Origin of the sequence: Nocardioides endophyticus (genome assembly GCF_039543845.1) — a bacterium.
In the GTDB taxonomy this organism is placed as follows: domain Bacteria; phylum Actinomycetota; class Actinomycetes; order Propionibacteriales; family Nocardioidaceae; genus Nocardioides; species Nocardioides endophyticus.
This window is the reverse complement of the sequence record NZ_BAABKN010000015.1, coordinates 163,638-182,364: the sequence shown is the minus strand read 5'-3', so window position 1 is coordinate 182,364 and position 18,727 is coordinate 163,638. Positions and strand designations below refer to the sequence as shown.

Here is an 18,727-nt window from a genome sequence, read left to right as displayed (position 1 = left end):
AACTGCAGGTCCGTGACCAGCGACGGCTCGTCAGCCCGAGCAGCGCGGGTGGCGAGCGCACGGTCGTAGGTCCGGGCCCACGACCTGCTCGTCGGCGATCTCGGGACACCGACGGAACCACTCGATCGCGCGCAGCCGCAGCGGGCGTCGTGGAGGACGCTCGCCAGATCGCACCCAGCAGCCAGGGCGCGAACCTATGCTGTCGCGGTGGACAGCGCCCGCGACATCGAGAACCTGCTCTACGAGTACGCCGAGCGCATCGACGCCGGCGACCTCGACGGGGTGGCCGAGCTCTTCACCCACGGCCGGATCATCGGCCAGGAGAACGGCCCGCCGGAGACGGTGTTCGAGGGTCGCGACCGGGTGCGGGAGCTCTACGGCATGGCCACCCGGATCTACGACGACACCGGGACGCCCAAGACCAAGCACCTGACGACCAATGCCCGGCTCGAGGTCGACGAGGACGCGGGTACGGCGACCGCGCGCACCAGCTACCTCGTCACCCAGGCCACCGACGTGCTGCCGCTCCAGGTGATCATCACCGGGCACTACCACGACACGTTCCAGCGGATCGACAGCCGTTGGTGGTTCGACAGCCGCACGATGTTCGTGGACCAGACCGGCGATCTGAGCCAGCACCTGAAGCTGTAGGGCCCGGCCTAGGTGTCGTAGTCGAGGCCGTCCCACGGCGCGTAGTAGACGATGAAGTCACCCGGCACGATGCCGACGAAGTGGGTCCCGTCGTCGTACCGGCCGACCTTCCAGCCGAACCTGACGCCGTCGACCTTCTCGATGAACGGCTCTACCTCGATGGGCTCGAGGACGTAGTCGCCGAGCTCGGCGAGCCGCGCGTCGACCAGGTCCTGCGCACCTGCAGGACCGGCCTGCCCCGCGGGCAGGCCCTCGGGCCGGGAGACCTCGTCGACCCGCACCTCGTCGAACGTGCCGTCGGCCTTCCACAGGAAGAGCCCGACGTACGACGATCCGCCGCCACGGCCCCCGAAGAGCTCCTCGCTGAGGAAGAACCTGCGGCCGTCCTCGGCCGTGCCCGCATAGGGCACGTGGTAGTCGTCGGGAGCGATCGTGAAGCGGTCCGGCGCTCGGTCCGGGACGGCTGCCTCTGCCGGCGCTTCGTCCCGCTGCCCCGCACACCCGGCCAGGGCCATGGCCATCGCCGCGATCAGCGCCGCTCTGGTGATCCTCACGGCGCACAACCTAGGGCCTGGGGACCGATGAGTGGTGACGATCAGCAAGGTCTGACCTGTCATGACGCTCACCACCGCACACCTGACGGTCTCCCTCGACGGGTTCGTCGCCGGACCCGACCAGACCCTCGAGGACCCGCTCGGACGCGGCGCGGAGGCGCTGCACCGCTGGATGTTCGAGAGCGACCTCGAGGTCGACGCCCGCTGGGCCAAGCGCATCCTGCCGCCGGCCGGCGGCGCCTACGTCATGGGACGCAACATGTACGGCCCCGTCCGCGGCGAGTGGTCGTCGTACGACGGTGCGGACGGAGGCCCGTGGCGCGGTTGGTGGGGCGAGGACCCGCCGTACCACGCACCGGTCTTCGTGCTCACCCACCACGAGCACGAGCCGATCGAGATGGCTGGCGGGACCACGTTCCACTTCGTGACCGGCGGCTTCGGCGAGGCGCTGCGGCTGGCCCGAGCGGCCGGCAACGGGAACGTCGACATCGCCGGCGGCGCCTCGACCGTGCGCCAGGCGCTCGCCGCCGGTGAGCTCGACGAGCTGACGCTCGACATCGCTCCGGTGCTCCTGCGCGCGGGCGAGCGGATCTTCGACGGCACCGTCGACGTACGCCTCGAGCCGGTCGAGGCGGAGCACTCGCCGTGGGCGACCCACGTCCGGTACGCCGTGAGCCGGCCTGGAGGTCGCGACTAGGGTGGCCGCGTGGCATCCTCCGGCTCGGCAGATCTGGTCATCGTCGCCAACAGGCTGCCCGTGGACCGGGTGACGCTGCCCGACGGCAGCCAGGGCTGGCGGCCGTCTCCGGGCGGGCTGGTCACGGCGATCGAGCCGATCCTGCGGGCCAACGAGGGCACCTGGATCGGCTGGCCGGGCGGCACCGAGACCGAGGACGAGCTCGAGCCGTTCGAGGACGACGGGATGGACCTGGTCCCGATGGCGATGACCGCCACCGAGGTCGAGTACCACTACGAGGGCTTCTCCAACGCCACCCTGTGGCCGCTCTACCACGACGTCGTCGCGAAGCCGGAGTTCCACCGCGAGTGGTGGGACTCCTACAAGGCGGTCAACCAGCGGTTTGCGGAGAAGGCGGCCGAGGAGGCCGCCGAGGGCGCGACGGTGTGGGTACACGACTACCAGATGCAGCTGGTCCCGGCGATGCTGCGCAAGCTGCGTCCGGACCTGCGGATCGGGTTCTTCCTCCACATCCCGTTCCCGCCGACCGAGCTCTTCCAGCAGCTGCCGTGGCGCCGCCAGATCCTGGAGGGCCTGCTCGGCGCCGACCTGGTGGGCTTCCAGCTCAGCGGCGCGGCCCAGAACTTCGTGCGGCTGGTGCGCCAGCGAGTCGGCCACAAGACCCACCGTGACCTGGTCTACCTGCCCGACGGCCGGACCGTGCGGGCGGCGGCGTTCCCGATCTCGATCGACTCGGCCGGCTTCGAGGAGCTGGCCCGGTCCGAGCCGGTCTCGGAGCGGGCCGTCGAGATCCGCGAGGCGCTCGGCAACCCGCGCAAGGTGTTCCTGGGCGTCGACCGGCTCGACTACACCAAGGGCATCTACGCCCGGCTGCGTGCGTTCGCCGAGCTGATCGAGGACGGTGAGCTCGACGTCGAGGATGCGGTGTTCGTCCAGGTGGCGACACCGTCGCGCGAGCAGGTCGAGCAGTACCGCATCCTGCGCGACGACATCGACCGCCTCGTCGGCCGGATCAACGGCGACCTGGGCAAGATCGGCCAGCCGGCGATCGCCTACTTCCACTCGTCGTACCCCCGCGAGGAGATGGCCGCCCTCTACCGGGCCGCCGACATCATGGTCGTCACGCCGTTCCGCGACGGGATGAACCTGGTCGCCAAGGAGTACGTCGCCTGCCGGTTCGACAACGGTGGAGCGCTGGTGCTCTCGGAGTTCGCCGGTGCGGCCGAAGAGCTGCGGCAGGCCTGGCAGATCAACCCCTACGACATCAACGGGATGAAGGCGGCGCTGCTCGACGCCTACCAGGCCGAGGACCGCGACCTGACCCGGCGGATGAAGGCGATGCGCAAGCAGGTGATGGAGCACGACGTCGCCGCCTGGGCCGACAAGTTCCTCGAGGAGCTCGGCGCCCTCCAGTCCTCGCACAGCAAGAGCGTGCGTCCGGCGAAGCGGGTCTGACGTGGTCACCGTCTCCACCGACGTCACCCGGCTCGACGTCGACACGGTCCACCGGTGGCTGTCGACCGACGCCTACTGGGCGATCGGGCGTCCGCGCGAGGTCGTCGAACGTGCGGTCGCCGGCTCGCTCAACTTCGGCGCGTACGACGGCGACCAGCTGGTCGGCTACGCGCGCGTCGTCACCGACCACGCGACGTTCGCCTGGCTCTGCGACGTGTACGTCGACCCGGGCGCCCGGGGCTCGGGCGTCGGCACCGCGTTGGTGTCCGCCGTCGACGCGGAGCTGACGGACCTCGGGGTCCGGAGAGCGGTGCTGGCGACCGCGGACGCGCACGAGCTCTACGCGAGGTTCGGCTTCGAGCCGATGTCACAACCCGAGCGGTGGATGCTGCGGACCTACCTGCCCTGATCGCTGCGGGTAGCGTCGACTCATGGACCTCGTGCCCAAGCCCGACCAGGTGATCGCCGCCGCCGGCAACGTGGCGCACATGCTGCTGTACGGCGGGCTGGCGGACCTGCGGCCGATGCCACGGACCCTGATCGACGAGGGCACGCTGCGCGAGGTCTACCACTACCGGCCGGATCCGGTCGTCGAGGCCCAGGGCGACCCGGTGCTGCTGGTGACGCCGCTGGCCGCCCCGGCGACCTGCTTCGACCTGCGCCGCGGCTGCTCGGTCGTCGAGCACCTGGTGACGGGCGGCCGGCCGACGTACCTGGTCGAGTACGGCGCGGTCTCGTTCCGCGACCGCGACCTCGGCCTGGAGCACTGGGCCGAGGAGGTCGTGCCGACCGCGATCCGTGAGGTGTCCCGGCATGCCGGCGGACGTCCCGTGCACGTGGTCGGATGGAGTCTCGGCGGCATCTTCGCGATGCTGTCGGCCGCCGACTTCCCCGACCTGCCGATCGCCTCGCTCTCCGTGCTCGGCTCGCCGGTCGACACGACGTTGGTGCCCATGGTCGCGCCGCTGCGGCCGCTGCTGTCGGCCACCGACTGGCCCGGCCCGATCACCCGCACCTACCGCGCGCTGGGGGGAGTCCCAACGCCATTGGTGCGTTGGGCCTTCCAGCTCACGTCCTTCCAGAAGCTGGTGACCAAGCCGATCGCGGTCGCCGTCCACCTCGACGACGCCGACTGGCTCGCCCAGGTCGAGGCGGTCGACCGGTTCATCGGCGCGATGACCGCCTATCCCGGCCGCAGCTTCGGACAGCTCTACCACCGCTTCGCGAAGGGCAACGCGCTCGCGAGCGGCACCGTCGAGCTCGGCGACCACCCGGTGTCGCTGTCCGCGATCACTGCCCCGACGCTGGTGTTCGCCGGCGCCGGCGACGGCATCGCCCCGGTCGCCGCCGTACGCGCCGTGCTGCCGCTGCTGACCGGCGCCCCCGACGTACGATTCGAGATCGTGCCGGGCGGCCACCTCGGCATGCTCGCCGGCCGGGGTGCGCGCGAGTCGACCTGGCAGGTGCTCGACGAGTGGTTCGATCAGCACGACGGCCGCGCCCTACCGAAGAACCGGGCTGCCCGGAAGAAGTCGGCCGCGAAAAAGGCTCCGGCGAAGAAGGCGGTCGCGGAGAAGCCTGCTGCCTCGCCAGAGGTCCTCGGCGCCAACCCGCAGCGGCGGCACACGTCGGCGGGTTCGCGCGCGCTCGCGCCCTAGGTTCTCAGGCACTTCGTGAGGTTCTTGGGCACTGCAGTGCCCAAGAACCTCAGGGATACCCGGTGAACCGGGTATCCCTGCGACTAACCTCCCCCCATGCCAGCCAACGACCGCCTCACGAGAGGCGTCCGGATCGGCTACGGCTCAGGTTCAGTCGCCACCGGCGCCTTCGGCACCGTCCCGGGCCTGATGCTCCTGCCGTACCTCACCGACAGCCTCGGGATCGCCGCGATCCTCGCTGGGTTCATCGTCTTCCTCCCGAAGGCGTGGGACGTGGTGCTCAACCCGATCGCCGGCCGGATCTCCGACCGCACCGTCGACCCGCGCGGTCCACGCCGGCCGTGGCTGCTGCGGGCCGGCATCGGCCTGAGCATCGGGTTCGCCCTGCTCTTCGCGGCGCCTGACATGGCCACCGGACTCGAGGCGCTCTGGGTCCTGGTGATCTTCGTGGCGTGCGCGACGGCGTACGCCTTCTTCCAGGTCCCGTTCGTCTCCATGCCCGCCGAGATGACGTCGTCGTACGACGAGCGCACCCGGCTGATGACCTGGCGGGTCGCGACCCTCGCGTTCACGATCATGGTGGCCGGCGCGACCGCCCCCGCGATCCGCGACGGCATCGGCGGTCGCGACGGATACCGCGTGATGGGGCTGGTGATGGCCGCGATCATCGCGATCGGCGTCGTCAGTGCGTACGCCGGGACCCGCAACGCGCCGGTCACCGCACCCGAGCCAGGCGCCGGCAGCCTGCGCGACCAGCTGCGCATCGTCGGCGAGGCGCGCGACTTCCGGTGGCTGCTCACGTGCTTCGTGATCCAGGCGCTCGCCGTCGGCGCCATGCTGGCCGGCGTCGACTACCTGGCCTCCGACGTGCTCGATCGGAAGGGCGCGTCGACGATCCTCTTCGTCCTCTTCGTCGGCCCCGCGCTGCTGCTCACCCCGGTGTGGTCGGCCGTCGGGACCCGGATCGGCAAGAAGCGCGGCTACCTGATCAGCTCGGTCATCCTGGCTGTCGGCGCGCTGCTCACCGTCACCGCGCAGTTCGCGCCGCTTTCGGTCGTGTACGGCGCGGTCGTGCTGATCGGCGTCGGGTACGCCGGCTGCCAGGTCTTCCCGCTGGCGATGCTGCCGGACGCGGCGGCGGTCGACGCCCGTCGTACCGGCTCCAACCGGGCCGGCGTCTACACGGGCGTGTGGACCGCGGGCGAGACCCTCGGGTTCGCGCTCGGCCCCGGCGTCTTCGCCCTGGTGCTCGCGATCGGCGGCTACAAGTCGTCCACCGACGGCGACGCCATCCAGCCCGACTCGGCGCTGACGGCGATCACCCTGGGCTTCTCGATCCTGCCGGCCGCGCTGATGATCCTCAGCCTGTGGTGGTTGAGGAGGTACTCGCTCGACGCCGCGGAGGTGGATGAGAAGGTCACTGCATGAGCGATCCGCTTGCCCGTCTCCGTGACATGCAGACCGCCGACCTCCCCGTCCACGGTGGCCGCACCCTCGCCTACGTCTACGACTCGGGCCTGCCCGACGTCGACCGGATCGGCCGCGAGGCGGTGGCGGCCTACGCCGGATCGAACGGGCTGGATCCGACGGCGTTCCCGAGCCTGCTCCGGATGGAGAACGACCTGGTCGGCTTCACGGCCGACCTCCTCGACGCCCCGCCCGAGGCCGTCGGGACGGTCACCTCGGGCGGGACCGAGTCCTGCCTGCTGGCGGTCCAGGGCGCGCGCGACAGCCGCCCCGACGTCGAGCGCCCGCGGATGGTCGTGCCGTCGACCGTGCACGCGGCGTTCCTCAAGGCCGCGCACTACTTCGGCGTCGAGGCCGTCGTCGTCCCGGTCGGCCCCGACTTCCGCGCCGACGCGGCCGCGATGATCGCGGCGATCGATGAGGCGCCCGATCGGACCGTCCTGGTCGTCGTCTCCGCCCCGTCGTACGCGCACGGCGTCGTAGACCCGGTGCCGCCGGTCGCGGCGGCCGCCGCCGAGCGTGGGATCCGCTGCCACGTCGACGGCTGCATCGGCGGGTGGGTGCTGCCGTACGCCGCGCGGATCGGTCGCGTCGTGCCGCCGTGGACGTTCGCGGTCGAGGGCGTCACCTCGATCTCGGTCGACACCCACAAGTACGCCTACGCCCCCAAGGGCACCTCGGTCCTGCTGCACCGCACGCCGGCGCACCGGCGTCCGCAGTACTTCGCGCACGCCGACTGGCCCGGATACACGATGCTCAACTCGACCATCCAGTCGACCAAGTCGGGCGGGCCACTCGCGGGCGCGTGGGCGGTCGTGCAGTCGCTCGGCGACGCGGGCTACGAGCAGCTGACCCGCGACGTCTTCGAGGCGGTCGACCGGATCGTCGCCGGCGTCGACGCGATCCCCGAGCTCAGCCTGGTCGCCACCCCCGACTCGACGCTGGTCGCGCTGGTCACCGACGCGACCTGCGACGCGTTCACGATCTGCGACGAGATGGCGACGCGGGAGTGGTACGTCCAGCCGCAGATGTCGTACGACGGCCAGCCGCCCAACGTCCACCTCTCGGTCAGCGCCGCCACCCTCGCGCACGTCGACGAGTTCCTGACCGCCCTGACCGAGTCGGTGGCGGCGGCCGTCGCGGCGGGGCCGGTCGGCGTCGACCCCGGCGTCGCCGCGTTCATCGAGACGCTCGACCCGGCGACGCTCTCGGACGACGACTTCGACGGGCTGCTCGCGGCCTCCGGCCTCGTCGGCGGCGGCGAGGGCCTCTCGCTCCCCGAGCGGATGGCCGAGGTCAACGCGATGCTCGACCTGGCCTCGCCGGCGATGCGCGAGGCGCTGCTGGTCGCGTTCCTCGACCGGCTGGCGCGACCGAACCGCTAGCGCGTCCTCAGGTCGCGGTAGACCGCCGAGCCGCCACCGGGCACGTGTCCGACGTACCACCCGGGCCGGCCGGCGATGTCGAACGACCGCGGCAGCCTCGCGTGGCGGACGTAGCGGCGCTCCGACCATCCCGGCCGGTCGACGCGGCCGATCGGCCAGATCTTGAATGACATCCTGCGGTCCGCGACCCGTAGGCACACGCGCCACGGGAGCCGCAGCAGCTTGCCGTCGCGGACCACCGCGCGGGCGACGTCGTACTGTCCGACCGCACGCCACGGCTCGCCGCGTCGCGCCGTGTCCCAGGTCAGCACGTTGATGACGGTCTGCACGCCGAAGACGATGTTCTTCGTCAGGGTGACTGCCCTGACCCGGTCGCCGGTGTCGTTGACCCGGACCGCGAGGCCGGGCTGCACCCGCCAGCTGCTCTGTCGGGTCCAGGTCGCGCACGAGAGCTGGTCCCTGCTGACGGGGGCCTGCTGGTCGACGACCACCTCTCGACGGTTCGGCTCCCCACCGCCGCGAGATGCCCGCACCGCGAGGCGGTCCCCGTCATACCGGTAGTGGTAGGACGACCCGTCGGGGGTCAGCACGGAGCGATCCAGAGCCGAGTGGTCCAGCGCAGGGGGCGGCGCGACCGCCGGCAGCAGGCTCAGCACGAGGGTCGCGACGGCGCCGAAGATCATCACGGTGCCCGCGGAGGCTCCGCCGCGAAGGCGATCATCGAGTCGAGCGAGTAGGCGCCGGCGTCGGTGCCGAGACCCTGCGCGACCTGGGCCGCAGCCGCGCAGCCGAGCTCGGCGGCGCCGCGCAGGTCGCGACCGAGGGCCAGCCCACGCAGGAAGCCAGCCGAGAACGCGTCGCCGCATCCGGTGGTGTCCACGACCTCGATCGGGTACGCCGGCACCTCGATCACCTCGTCGGCGGTCACCACGAGCGCGCCCTCGGCGCCCTGGGTCACGGCGACGCAGCCGACTCCCGCGGCGACCAGCGCCTGGGCTCCTTCGACCAGCGAGGACGCGCCGGTGAAGCCCAGCACCTGCTCGTCGTTGGGCAGCAGATAGTCGGTGTGCGGCAGCGCGGCGGCGATCCACGCGAGCATGTCAGGGTCGCCCGGAGCGAGGATGTCGAGCGACGTCACCGCGCCGATCGACCGGCCGTGCGCGAGCAGCTGGCCGGCGGCCTCGCCGCCCAGGAACTCCGGTCCGCCCAGGTGCAGGTGGGTGATCCCTTCGAGAGCCGCCAGCGGCAGGTCGTCGAGGGTGAAGGCGCCGTTGGCACCGATGCAGTGCCACGCCGGCCGGTCGCCGTTGGGGCGCACCGGGATGACCGACGCCGAGGTCTGGTGGTCGTCCTTGCGGACGAGGCCGGAGACGTCGATGCCCTCGGCTGCGAGCAGCCCGGCCAACACACTGCCGATCGGGTCGGCGCCGACCCCGCCGAAGCTGAGCACCTCAGCACCGAGCCGGCTCAGGACCACCGCCGTACCGCCCGCGGTGCCGGCGGGCGACATCCGGATCGTCTCGACGAGCTGGCCGCCCGAGCCCTCGGGGATCGACTCGATGCCGATGACGTGGGTGTCGAGCACGTGCACGCCGACGGTGGCGATCTTCATGGGTTCTCCTGCTGGGTTCCGTAGTTGCGGCTGATCGCCTGGATGATCACGTCCGTCTGTTCCGCTTCGGTCAGCACGCGGGGCGTGCCGAGCGCGGACGCGCGGTGGTGCAGGGTGGCGAGCCACTCGAGCAGCAGCGCGTGCTCGACCGCCTTGTCCAGGCTGGCACCGATGGCGACCGAGCCGTGGTTGGCCATCAACGCGGCCTGCCGACCGGCCAGCGCCTCGCGGACGTGCGCCGCCAGCTCGGGCGTGCCGAAGGTGGCGTACGGCGCGACGCGCACCGCGCCCCCGAGCAGCAGGTGCTGGTAGTGCAGGACCGGGAGTTCGTCGAGCACGCACGCGACAGCCGTGGAGTACGGCGCGTGAGTGTGCACGACCGCCGTCGCCTCGGTGTCGGCGTAGATGCCGAGGTGCAGGTCGATCTCCGAGGTCGGGACCAGGTCCCCCTCCAGCACGGCACCGTCCAGCGACACCACGGTCACGTCGGCCTCGGTGCAACGGCCGAGCACGACACCGGTGCCCGTCACGGCGACCCGGTCGCCGTCGCGGACCGAGACGTTGCCCGCCGTACCGATGAAGAGGCCCTCGTCGGCGAGGGCTCGCGCCGCCGCCGCAACTGCTGCGCGTGTCACGACGCAGACCCTAGTGGGCCACTAGGGTCTGCCTGCATGGGCGCGCTCGCTGGACTCGTGGACAAGGGCCTGATGGCGCCGGACTGGGCCGAGGCGCTCGCACCGGTCGACGACCGGATCGCGGCGATGGGAGTGTTCCTGCGCGAGGAGATCGCCGCCGGGCGCGGCTACCTCCCCGCGGGCGACCAGGTCTTCCGGGCGTTCCGGCGGCCGTTGGCCGACGTACGCGTCCTCGTGGTCGGGCAGGACCCCTACCCAAGGCCCGGACACCCGATCGGGCTGTCCTTCGCCGTCGAGGCGCACGTCCGACCACTGCCGCCGAGCCTGGCCAACATCTACCAGGAGCTGCGCTCCGACCTCGGCATCGAGACGCCGCCGCACGGCGACCTGACGTCCTGGGCCGACCAGGGCGTGATGCTGCTCAACCGAGCCCTGACCGTGCAGCCCCACAACTCGGGTGCGCACCACGGCAGGGGCTGGGAGGAGATTACGCAGTGCGCGATCGAAGCGCTCGCACGACGCGGCGGCCCGTGCGTCGCCATCCTCTGGGGCAGCCCTGCCCGCAAGCTCAAGCCGATGCTCGGCGCCATCCCGTGCGTCGAGTCCGTGCACCCGTCGCCACTGTCGGCGTACCGCGGCTTCTTCGGCTCCCGCCCGTTCAGCCAGGTCAACGCACTGCTCGTCGAGCAGGGCGCCCAACCGGTGGACTGGGCCCTCCCGGTGGAATATAGTTGATGCTTAAATCATTGGAGCATCATGACCTCTCGCATGCCGGCGCTCTACATCGGACATGGCGCACCGCCGCTGCTTGACGACCCGGTGTGGTCGTCGCAGCTGGCCACCTGGGCCCAGGACCTGCCGCGGCCGAAGGCGATCCTGATCGTCAGCGCCCACTGGGAATCGGCGCCGGTCAGCCTCAGCGCCAACCGCGCCCCGCTGGTCTACGACTTCGGCGGGTTCGACCCGAAGTTCTACCGGATGACCTACGAGACCCCGGATGCCACTGCGCTCGCCCAGCGGATCGCGGCGATGATGCCGGCGTCCGAACCCGTGCACCAGCACGCCAGCCGCGGTCTCGACCACGGCGCCTGGGTGCCGCTGCGGATCATGTATCCCGAAGCCGACATCCCGGTCCTGCAGATGTCGCTGCCCACCCACGACCCGGTGCGGCTGATGGCGCTCGGCGAGCGGCTGCGTCCGCTGCGCGACGAGGGCGTCCTCATCGTCGGCTCCGGCTTCCTCACCCACGGACTGCCGTTCCTGAAGGAGTTCCGCATCGAGGCGGACGCTCCCGGCTGGTCGAGCGACTTCGACGCCTGGGCCGGCGAGGCGCTCACCCGCGGCGACGTGGACGAGCTCGCCCGCTTCCGCACCCACGCCCCCGGCATGCCGTACGCGCACCCCACCGTCGAGCACTACACACCGCTCTTCGTCACCCTGGGCGCAGCGACCACCCCCGACGAGCCCGGCATCCAGGTGATCGACGGATTCTGGATGGGCCTCTCGAAGCGGTCGCTGCAGGTTGCCTGAGCAGCGAAGCGCGAGGCACAAGCGCACCGCGCGGGTGAAGGCAGCTTGAGCAAGCCCTGCGCCTGAGCTCGCGAAGGCGCGACGGGCGCGTCGAAGTCCGGTGAGCCGAGAAGCGGCGCTCAGCCTGTGATCTCGTCCAGTTCCACCAGATCCTCGACTGTCGGCACCCAGCGCAGCGCGGCGGCGTTCGTCCGCACCTGGTCGCCGGACGTGGCGCCGGAGATCACCGAAGCCACAGCAGGCTGGGCGGCCAGGCCCGCGATCGCCACGTCGAGTACGCCGAGCCCGCGCACCTCGGCGTACTTCTCCACGGCCTCGATCCGGTCCCAGTCGGCCGCCTCGAGCCACTGCGCACGCGTTGGGTCGAGCGCGGCCCGCGAGCCGGCGGGCGCCCCCGATCCGCGGCGGTACTTGCCGGTGAGCAACCCGTACTCCAACGGGAAGAAGGGCAGGATGCCGAGCCCGAAGGTCTCGCTCGCCGGCGTCACCTCGGCCTCGACAGTGCGGTCGAGGAGCGAATAGCGGTTCTGCACCGAGACGAACGCCTCCAGCCCTGAGGTCCGCGCGGTCCAGGACGCGTCGGCGATCTGCCAGCCGTCGAAGTTCGAGCAGCCGATGTAGCGGACCTTGCCCTCGCGGACCAGCTCGGTCAGTGCCGACAGGGTCTCCTCGATCGGCGTCACGCCGTCGGGCTGGTGCAGCTGGTAGAGGTCGATGTGGTCGGTCTGCAGCCGCCGCAGCGACGCCTCGACGGCGCGCCGTACATAGCGCCGCGAAGCCCGCGCTCCGAAGTCGTTCCCGTTGGCGCCCTGCATGTCCATGCCGAACTTGGTCGCCAGGACGAACTCGTCGCGCTGACCCCGGAGCGCCTCGCCCATCAGCTCCTCGGACGCACCCGGCGGCGCGCCGTAGATGTCCGCGGTGTCGAGCAGTGTCACGCCGGTGTCGCGCGCGGCCGTCAGGATGTCGCGCACGCCGTCGAGGTCCACCCGGCGGCTGAACGCGTTGCAGCCGATCCCGACCGCGCTCACCATCAGGCCCGAGTCGCCCAGCGGGCGGTAGGTCATCTCAGTCACGGAGCCGAGAGTACGACGGTCCGTCACACCCAGTAGGTGTCGTGCCGCACCATGAACTCCGTGCGCTGCTCCTGGGTCATCTGCGCTCCGAGCGCCAGCGTCTCGAATTAAGCCAGGCCGAGATCTCACCGCCTTCTCCGAGGCAGGTGTCCGGCGGGTACGACCGCGGCAGGGACATGCCACCACCGTAGCCACGACGGCGGGTCATCCGAAGGTGGGGGCGCTTCGGGTAGGCCCCCGAGATAGGTGGTCTACTCGAAGCGCCCCCGATGCCGGCGCGCACCCAGTGGTTGCGGGGGGGCCACTGAGCGCGCGCCGGAGACAGAGGTCTCCGGACGAGGAGGTCGCTCTGCTCGAGCCACGCGGGAGGCGGCTTTCGGCGGCGTCGTCCTGGTCGAAGATGTGCTGAGCTTTTCAGTTCTGCTCGGTGACGGTTCTTGTCAAGTGGGCGTCTCGAAACTGAGGTGCAGCACTACCTTGGTAGCGGACCGCTTCATCTATATGGGTGACTTCCGCGCAAGATACCCAAACTGGTCTAGCCTCCGTTGACGCGCGTCGGCGATGCCCAATCGCCCTCAACCACGGGCACTTCGGGTCAGGTACAGGGCGTCCGCACGAGCGAACGCGTGGTCCGCACGAGTGCCCCTGCGGGTAGACCCGGTCGACGCCGTCCGCAGCGAACGCGTGGTCCGCCACCTCGACAGCGATCGCGACAACGACATGCAACGTCAGGTGCCGCCTCCGCCCCAGGCGCCTCTCATGCCGCTGATCCAACGCACCAGACCGTGCCGCATGCCTCCACCCCCGTGGTCTTCCTCGACGGTAGCGCCGCCTCCACCGCGGCGTTCCGGATGACGCCACGAGCGCAGAGAGGTCTAGGCAACCGAGAGATCGTCACCCGCTGACCCGCTCAGGCACGCCGGACGGCCACTGGTATGGCCATTCGGGGGACAGACCGGAGCCCGCTCGGTGCGGATCGTGGACGGTCCACGTCCATCGGGGGTCAACATGAGAACGAAAGAGAACCATCCAGGGGCACTGCGCGGACGGGGGTCCGCGGTGCCGAGAGTCCTGGTCATCGAGCGCCATCTCGCCGTCAGCGACGTCCTGACCATGGCGCTGAAACCGAGGTACGACGTCCACCCGCTGCTCGTCGAGCCGGCCGCGACACCGACGTCCATCGTCGGTGCCGCGCTCGCGGCTCGGCCTGCGGCCGCTGTCGTCACGCTCGCACTCGGCTCACTGTTCGACAGCGAGTCGCTGGTCTGCGGCCTGACGCGCGAGAAGATCCCGGTCGTCGCACTGGAGACCGCGGATCCGGACGCCGACGAGGCCGCGCTCGGCCGGGCGCTCATCGCCGGGGCCACCAGCGTCGTGTCCAGGACCGACTCCGTCGGCGTACTCCTCCAGGCCGTGGCGTGCGCGATCGTCCGGGTCCCGGTGTATTCGGCGGAGAACGCGCATCGGCGAGTGGCGGCGTCGAGAGCGACGAACGAGCGGCAGACGGCTCGAAGCCGGCTCTACGCCCTCACCGTCCGTGAGCGCGAGGTGCTCGTCGAGCTCGCCCGCGGCCGCAACCCGGTGGAGATCGCGCGTGACCGCGTGGTCTCCGAAGCGACCGTCCGCACCCAGGTCAGGTCCATCCTCGCGAAGCTGGAGGTGAAGTCCCAGCTCGCCGCGGTCGCCATCGCCGTCACGGCCGGCGGAGACTTCGCCCCCTCGACCACGAGCACCTGCTCGCGGCGCTCCGCGCGGCCGTCCGACGTCAGCGGATACCGGCCTTACGCATCATCCGCAGGCCGCCGAGCATCCCCTTGACGTACTCGTCGTAGTCCTGGCCGGGTCGTGCGCCCATCACCTGCTTCTTGAGCACGGCGAGGTTCTGGACGTCGGTGTACTTGAGCATCCCCTGGTCGCCGTGGCGCCCGCCGACACCCGACTGCTTGACGCCGCCGGAGGGCGTGCCCTTGGCGGCGAACGCCGTCGCGAGGATGTCGTTGACGTTCACATTTCCCGAGTGGATGCGCATGCCGACCTGGCAGGCGGTCGCAACGTCGCTACCCCACACGGAGGCGTTGAGGCCGTAGTCGGTGTCGTTGGCGAGCTCGATCGCCTCATCGACGGTGCGGTAGCGGTGCAGCGCCACGACCGGCCCGAAGGTCTCGGTGACACCGGCGAGCATGTCGGTCGTGACGCCCTCGAGGATCGTGGGTTCGAAGAACGCGGGCCCGAGGTCGGGGCGCGGCCGGCCGCCGGTCAGCACCGTCGCGCCCTTGGCGACGGCGTCATCGACGTGGGACCTCACCCGCTCCATGTGGTCGGGCGAGACCAGCGAGCCCATATCGGGGCCGAAGTCGTACGACGCACCGAGCAGCAGCCTCTCCGTCGCCGCCACGAAGGCGTCGCGGAACTCGGCGTACCGCGTCTCGGGCAGGTACATCCGCTCGATGTGCATGCAGATCTGGCCGGTGTTGCCGAAGGCGCCGAAGATCGCGCCCTGTACGACGTCGGCGAGGTCGGCGTCCTCGAGCACGATCATCGGGTTCTTGCCGCCGAGCTCGAGGCAGCAGCCGATCAGGTTGCGCCCGGCCCGTTCACCGATGACGCGACCGGTCGCGGTCGACCCGGTGAACATGACGTAGTTCGCGTGGTCGATCAGCGTCGGCCCGACGTCCGGGCCCTCGCCACAGACGACCTGGAAGAGGCCCTTCGGCAGCCCCGCCTCCTCGAGCAGCTGGATCCCGTAGAGCGGCGAGAGAGCGGTCTTGTTGTCCGGCTTGAGCACGATCGCGTTGCCGGCCATCAGCGCCGAGATCGAGTCGGAGATGCCGGTGGCGAACGGGAAGTTCCAAGGCGCGATGATCCCGACGACGCCCTTGGGCTGACGGATCTCGGTCGACGTGGTGAGGAACGGGATCGGCCCGCCGCGCTTGACCGGTGCGAGCAGCCTGGGCGCCCGCTTGAGGTAGTGGCTCATCACCATGACCGGGTCGCAGGTCTCCTCGATCGCCATCCGGCGGTTCTTCCCGCTCTCGACCTGGATCAGGTCGGTGGTGATCTGGGCCCGCTCGAGGAAGAGTGCGTGGGCGCGCTTGAACACCTCGAGCCTCTTCTTGAGCGGCCGGGCCGCCCACTCGGCCTGCGCGGCGCGTGCGGTCGCGAAGGCGCGTTCGATGTCGGCCTCGGTCGACTGCGGGAGCTCCACCAGCAGCTCACCGGTGTAGACCTCGGTCAGCTTCCACGTGCCACCGTCACTCGACGGCACCCGGGCAACCAGCGCCCGTAGGAAGTCGTCGGTCACGGACGCGGGTCGTCGCAGGCTCATCGTCAGGCCCTTCCGAGCACGAGGTCGGCCCCGCGCTCTCCGATCATGATCGCGGGTGCATTGGTGTTGCCGCCGGTGATCGACGGCATGATCGAGGCGTCACAGACCCGGAGGCCCTCCACACCGCGGACCTTGAGGTCCGGCGTGACGACGGCGAGCTCGTCGGTGCCCATCCGGCAGGTGCCGACGCCGTGGTAGACCGACGTCGCCCGGTTGAGGATCGCGTCACGGAGCGGCTGGCCCGTCAGCGTCGCGCCAGGGTGGATCTCCTCCTTGACCGCACCGCCGAAGGCGCTGCCGGCCATGATCTCCCGCACCATCTCCGAGCCCTCGGCGAGCACCTCGAGGTCGGCCGGGTCGGAGAGGTACTGGAAGTCGATGAGCGGCGACACCGTCGGGTCGGTCGACGCCAGCCGCAGCGTGCCGCGGCTGCGCGGGTAGATCAACGTCGACAGCAGCGTCAGGCTCGGTCGCGGGTCGACCTTGTGCTGGATCGGCTCGTCCTGATTGGGCGAGACGTACGACCAGGGCAGCAGGTGCAGCTGCAGGTCGGGTACGTCAGTCGCCTGCGACGTACGCAGGAAGGCGACCGCCTCGAAGACCGAGTTGGCCATGAACGTCGTCCCCGGCCGCAGCGCCTCCTTGACCACCCCCATGCCGAAGAAGCGGGCATTGCCCCGCATCTTCGACGTGGTCACGTTGAACGTGAGCGCGTGGAACAGGTGGTCGTGCAGATTGTCTCCTACGGGAAGATCCGCGAGCACCTCGATCCCGTGGTCGCGCAGGTGCTGGGCGTGACCGATGCCCGACAGCATCAGCAGCTGCGCCGACCCGACGAACCCGGCCGAGAGGATGACCTCCTTGCCCGCACGGACGACGCGCCGCGTGCCGTCCTTGTCGGTCACCTCGACGCCGGTCGCCCGCCCACCCTCGATGACGACCGAGCGGGCCAGCACCTCGGACTGCAGTTGGAGCGTCGGCACGTCGAGGTGGTGGATATAGCCGCGCGAAGCGCTGTAGCGCAGGCCGTCCGCTGCGTTCTGCTGCATCCGACTGACGCCTTCCTGCGACTCCGCGTTGTAGTCGTCGAGGACCGGCACGCCCAGCGTGTCCGACGTGGCCTGGATGAACTGCAGCGAGCCCTCCTGCGGCGCCTTGTTGCGAGTGACCCGGATCGGGCCGCCGGCACCGCGGTAGTCGCTGGCGCCGTCCTCGAAGTCCTCCATCCGCCGGTACGCCGCATTGACGTCGTCGGCACCCCAGCCGGTGTTGCCCTCGGCCGCCCAGGAGTCGTAGTTGGCGCGGTTGCCACGGACGTAGACCATGCCGTTGATCGAGCTCGACCCGCCGACGACCTTGCCCCGCGGGACCGGCATCTTGCGGTCGAGCATGTGCTTCTGCGGGCTGGAGTAGAGGCCCCAGTCTACCCGTGCCTTGATCTGGGGCACGGAGTGCATCGGGCCGATCATCCCGGGCTTCTTCACCAGGTACTGCTCGTCGCTCTTGCCGGCCTCCAGCACGATCACGCTGGCGCCGGACTGCGCCAGACGGCCGGCGATCGCCGCCCCGGAACTGCCGGAGCCCACCACGACGTAGTCGGCTTCGCTTGCATAGGACTTCTTGGCCACGAGTGAGCAACTCCAGTGATGAGAAGGACATACCGAGGGAATGTCAGCAACTGTAACGCGTTCTAGTTGTCGCACGGAAGCCCGTCCGGCTGGGCGCGCCGACCGGCCCGCGAGAGGATGCAGCTGTGAAGATCCTGTCGATCCAGTCCTCGGTCGCCTACGGCCACGTCGGCAACTCCGCCGCGGTCTTCCCGCTCCAGCGACTCGGCCACGAGGTCTGGCCCGTCATCACGGTGCACTTCTCCAACCACACCGGGTACGGCGCCTGGCGCGGACCGCTGCTCGCGGCCGACGACGTGCGTGAGGTGATCGCCGGAATCGAGGACCGCGGGGTGCTCTGCGAGGCCGACGCCGTGCTGTCCGGCTACCAGGGCGACCCTGCCGTCGGGGCGGTCATCCTCGACGCGGTCGCGAAGGTCAAGGAGCTCAACCCGGACGCGGTCTACTGCTGCGACCCGGTGATGGGCGACGTCGGTCGGGGGATGTTCGTGCGGCCCGGGATCCCGGAGTTCATGCGCGACACCGTGGTGCCGCAGGCCGACATCGTCACGCCCAACCACTTCGAGCTCGACTTCCTCGCCGGCCGGACGACGACCACGCTGGATGAGATCCTCGACGCCGTCGACGACGTACGGGCGCGCGGTCCCCGCGACGTGCTGGTCACCAGCGTCCTGCACGGCGACGTCCCGGAGGACCGTCTCGACGTGGTCGCCGTGTCCGACGAGGGCGCGTGGGCGGTCGAGACCCCGCTGCTGCCGATCACGCCCAACGGCTGCGGCGACGTCACGGCCGCCCTCTACCTCGCCCACCTGCGCACGACGGGCTCGGCCGCCGAGGCTCTCGCCCGCACGACCTCGTCGGTCTACGGGATCCTCGAGGCCACCATCGCCGCGGGGACCCGGGAGATCCAGCTCGTCGCCGCCCAGGACGCCATCGCCGTACCGCCGATGAGCTTCGAGGTGCGCCGACTGCGCTGAGAGCCGGTGACAGGAGTCGAACCCGCGACATCCTCTTTACAAGAGAGGCGCTCTACCTACTGAGCTACACCGGCGTC

The 18,727-nt window shown here is 70.6% G+C and carries 18 protein-coding genes and 1 tRNA gene; 11 read left to right on the top strand and 8 right to left on the bottom strand.

Features of this window, described 5'->3' with window-relative positions; genetic code table 11:
* Positions 1-207: 207 nt before the first annotated feature.
* Positions 208-651 carry a nuclear transport factor 2 family protein gene (locus ABEA33_RS13390; protein WP_345527286.1) on the top strand — a complete coding sequence of 148 codons (444 nt, stop codon included), beginning with the start codon at positions 208-210 and terminating at the stop codon, positions 649-651.
* 8 nt (positions 652-659) lie between these two features.
* Here the strand turns inward: ABEA33_RS13390 and ABEA33_RS13385 are convergent, their stop codons facing one another.
* On the bottom strand, positions 660-1,205 hold the full coding sequence (locus ABEA33_RS13385) for a hypothetical protein (protein WP_345527285.1): 546 nt from the start codon (positions 1,203-1,205) through the stop codon (positions 660-662).
* 61 nt (positions 1,206-1,266) lie between these two features.
* On the opposite strand from ABEA33_RS13385, the gene ABEA33_RS13380 reads away from it, so the two are divergent.
* The 6 genes from ABEA33_RS13380 (at position 1,267) to ABEA33_RS13355 (ending at position 7,867) form a co-directional block, all read left to right on the top strand.
* Positions 1,267-1,902, top strand: a complete 636-nt coding sequence (locus tag ABEA33_RS13380; protein WP_345527284.1) for a dihydrofolate reductase family protein — start codon at positions 1,267-1,269, stop codon at positions 1,900-1,902.
* Positions 1,903-1,911: 9 nt separating this feature from the next.
* Complete coding sequence (locus ABEA33_RS13375) at positions 1,912-3,357, top strand: alpha,alpha-trehalose-phosphate synthase (UDP-forming) (protein ID WP_345527283.1); 1,446 nt, start codon at positions 1,912-1,914, stop codon at positions 3,355-3,357.
* 1 nt (position 3,358) lies between these two features.
* Complete coding sequence (locus ABEA33_RS13370; protein ID WP_345527282.1) at positions 3,359-3,766, top strand: GNAT family N-acetyltransferase; 408 nt, start codon at positions 3,359-3,361, stop codon at positions 3,764-3,766.
* Between the two features lie 22 nt (positions 3,767-3,788).
* On the top strand, positions 3,789-5,015 hold the full coding sequence (locus tag ABEA33_RS13365; protein WP_345527281.1) for an alpha/beta fold hydrolase: 1,227 nt from the start codon (positions 3,789-3,791) through the stop codon (positions 5,013-5,015).
* 96 nt (positions 5,016-5,111) lie between these two features.
* Complete coding sequence (locus tag ABEA33_RS13360; protein ID WP_345527280.1) at positions 5,112-6,443, top strand: MFS transporter; 1,332 nt, start codon at positions 5,112-5,114, stop codon at positions 6,441-6,443.
* Positions 6,440-7,867, top strand: a complete 1,428-nt coding sequence (locus ABEA33_RS13355) for a pyridoxal phosphate-dependent decarboxylase family protein (protein ID WP_345527279.1) — start codon at positions 6,440-6,442, stop codon at positions 7,865-7,867. The genes ABEA33_RS13360 and ABEA33_RS13355 overlap by 4 nt, the downstream gene beginning before the upstream one ends.
* On the opposite strand, the gene ABEA33_RS13350 is transcribed toward ABEA33_RS13355, so the two are convergent.
* From ABEA33_RS13350 to ABEA33_RS13340, 3 genes are read right to left on the bottom strand one after another with little or no spacing between them, the layout of a single operon-like run.
* On the bottom strand, positions 7,864-8,553 hold the full coding sequence (locus tag ABEA33_RS13350) for a hypothetical protein (RefSeq protein ID WP_345527278.1): 690 nt from the start codon (positions 8,551-8,553) through the stop codon (positions 7,864-7,866). The two genes, ABEA33_RS13355 and ABEA33_RS13350, sit on opposite strands and share 4 nt — an antisense overlap.
* Positions 8,550-9,479, bottom strand: a complete 930-nt coding sequence (locus tag ABEA33_RS13345; RefSeq protein WP_345527277.1) for a carbohydrate kinase family protein — start codon at positions 9,477-9,479, stop codon at positions 8,550-8,552. Before ABEA33_RS13345 ends, ABEA33_RS13350 begins: the two co-directional genes overlap by 4 nt.
* On the bottom strand, positions 9,476-10,114 hold the full coding sequence (locus ABEA33_RS13340) for a class II aldolase/adducin family protein (RefSeq protein ID WP_345527276.1): 639 nt from the start codon (positions 10,112-10,114) through the stop codon (positions 9,476-9,478). The genes ABEA33_RS13345 and ABEA33_RS13340 overlap by 4 nt, the downstream gene beginning before the upstream one ends.
* Positions 10,115-10,150: 36 nt before the next feature.
* On the opposite strand from ABEA33_RS13340, the gene ABEA33_RS13335 reads away from it, so the two are divergent.
* Positions 10,151-10,849: a uracil-DNA glycosylase gene (locus tag ABEA33_RS13335; RefSeq protein WP_345527275.1), complete on the top strand. Its 699-nt coding sequence runs from the start codon at positions 10,151-10,153 to the stop codon at positions 10,847-10,849.
* 21 nt (positions 10,850-10,870) lie between these two features.
* Entirely contained in the window at positions 10,871-11,644 is a 774-nt protein-coding gene (locus ABEA33_RS13330; RefSeq protein WP_345527274.1) for a dioxygenase family protein, read from the top strand.
* A gap of 119 nt (positions 11,645-11,763) precedes the next feature.
* On the opposite strand, the gene ABEA33_RS13325 is transcribed toward ABEA33_RS13330, so the two are convergent.
* Positions 11,764-12,711: an aldo/keto reductase gene (locus ABEA33_RS13325; protein ID WP_345527505.1), complete on the bottom strand. Its 948-nt coding sequence runs from the start codon at positions 12,709-12,711 to the stop codon at positions 11,764-11,766.
* A gap of 1,068 nt (positions 12,712-13,779) precedes the next feature.
* On the opposite strand from ABEA33_RS13325, the gene ABEA33_RS13320 reads away from it, so the two are divergent.
* Positions 13,780-14,538, top strand: coding sequence for a helix-turn-helix transcriptional regulator (locus ABEA33_RS13320; RefSeq protein ID WP_345527273.1), 759 nt, complete (start codon positions 13,780-13,782; stop codon positions 14,536-14,538).
* On the opposite strand, the gene ABEA33_RS13315 is transcribed toward ABEA33_RS13320, so the two are convergent.
* Both ABEA33_RS13315 and ABEA33_RS13310 read right to left on the bottom strand, forming a co-directional pair.
* Positions 14,486-16,045: a succinic semialdehyde dehydrogenase gene (locus tag ABEA33_RS13315; protein WP_345527272.1), complete on the bottom strand. Its 1,560-nt coding sequence runs from the start codon at positions 16,043-16,045 to the stop codon at positions 14,486-14,488. The genes ABEA33_RS13320 and ABEA33_RS13315 overlap by 53 nt on opposite strands.
* Before the next feature lie 2 nt (positions 16,046-16,047).
* Positions 16,048-17,673, bottom strand: coding sequence for a GMC family oxidoreductase (locus ABEA33_RS13310; protein WP_345527271.1), 1,626 nt, complete (start codon positions 17,671-17,673; stop codon positions 16,048-16,050).
* 125 nt (positions 17,674-17,798) lie between these two features.
* Between ABEA33_RS13310 and pdxY the strand changes: the two genes are divergently transcribed.
* Positions 17,799-18,650: a pyridoxal kinase PdxY gene (gene pdxY, locus ABEA33_RS13305; protein ID WP_345527270.1), complete on the top strand. Its 852-nt coding sequence runs from the start codon at positions 17,799-17,801 to the stop codon at positions 18,648-18,650.
* A gap of 1 nt (position 18,651) precedes the next feature.
* On the opposite strand, the gene ABEA33_RS13300 is transcribed toward pdxY, so the two are convergent.
* Positions 18,652-18,724, bottom strand: a tRNA-Thr gene (locus ABEA33_RS13300).
* Between the last annotated feature and the right edge of the window lie 3 nt (positions 18,725-18,727).

Bases quoted from the DNA above. Each gene is read 5' to 3' on its own strand.
- ABEA33_RS13380 (WP_345527284.1), top strand. From the start codon at position 1,267: ATGACGCTCACCACCGCACACCTGACGGTCTCCCTCGACGGGTTCGTC.
- ABEA33_RS13365 (WP_345527281.1), top strand. From the start codon at position 3,789: ATGGACCTCGTGCCCAAGCCCGACCAGGTGATCGCCGCCGCCGGCAAC.
- ABEA33_RS13360 (WP_345527280.1), top strand. From the start codon at position 5,112: ATGCCAGCCAACGACCGCCTCACGAGAGGCGTCCGGATCGGCTACGGC.
- ABEA33_RS13355 (WP_345527279.1), top strand. From the start codon at position 6,440: ATGAGCGATCCGCTTGCCCGTCTCCGTGACATGCAGACCGCCGACCTC.
- ABEA33_RS13345 (WP_345527277.1), bottom strand. From the start codon at position 9,479: ATGAAGATCGCCACCGTCGGCGTGCACGTGCTCGACACCCACGTCATC.
- ABEA33_RS13335 (WP_345527275.1), top strand. From the start codon at position 10,151: ATGGGCGCGCTCGCTGGACTCGTGGACAAGGGCCTGATGGCGCCGGAC.
- ABEA33_RS13330 (WP_345527274.1), top strand. From the start codon at position 10,871: ATGACCTCTCGCATGCCGGCGCTCTACATCGGACATGGCGCACCGCCG.
- ABEA33_RS13325 (WP_345527505.1), bottom strand. From the start codon at position 12,711: ATGACCTACCGCCCGCTGGGCGACTCGGGCCTGATGGTGAGCGCGGTC.
- ABEA33_RS13315 (WP_345527272.1), bottom strand. From the start codon at position 16,045: ATGAGCCTGCGACGACCCGCGTCCGTGACCGACGACTTCCTACGGGCG.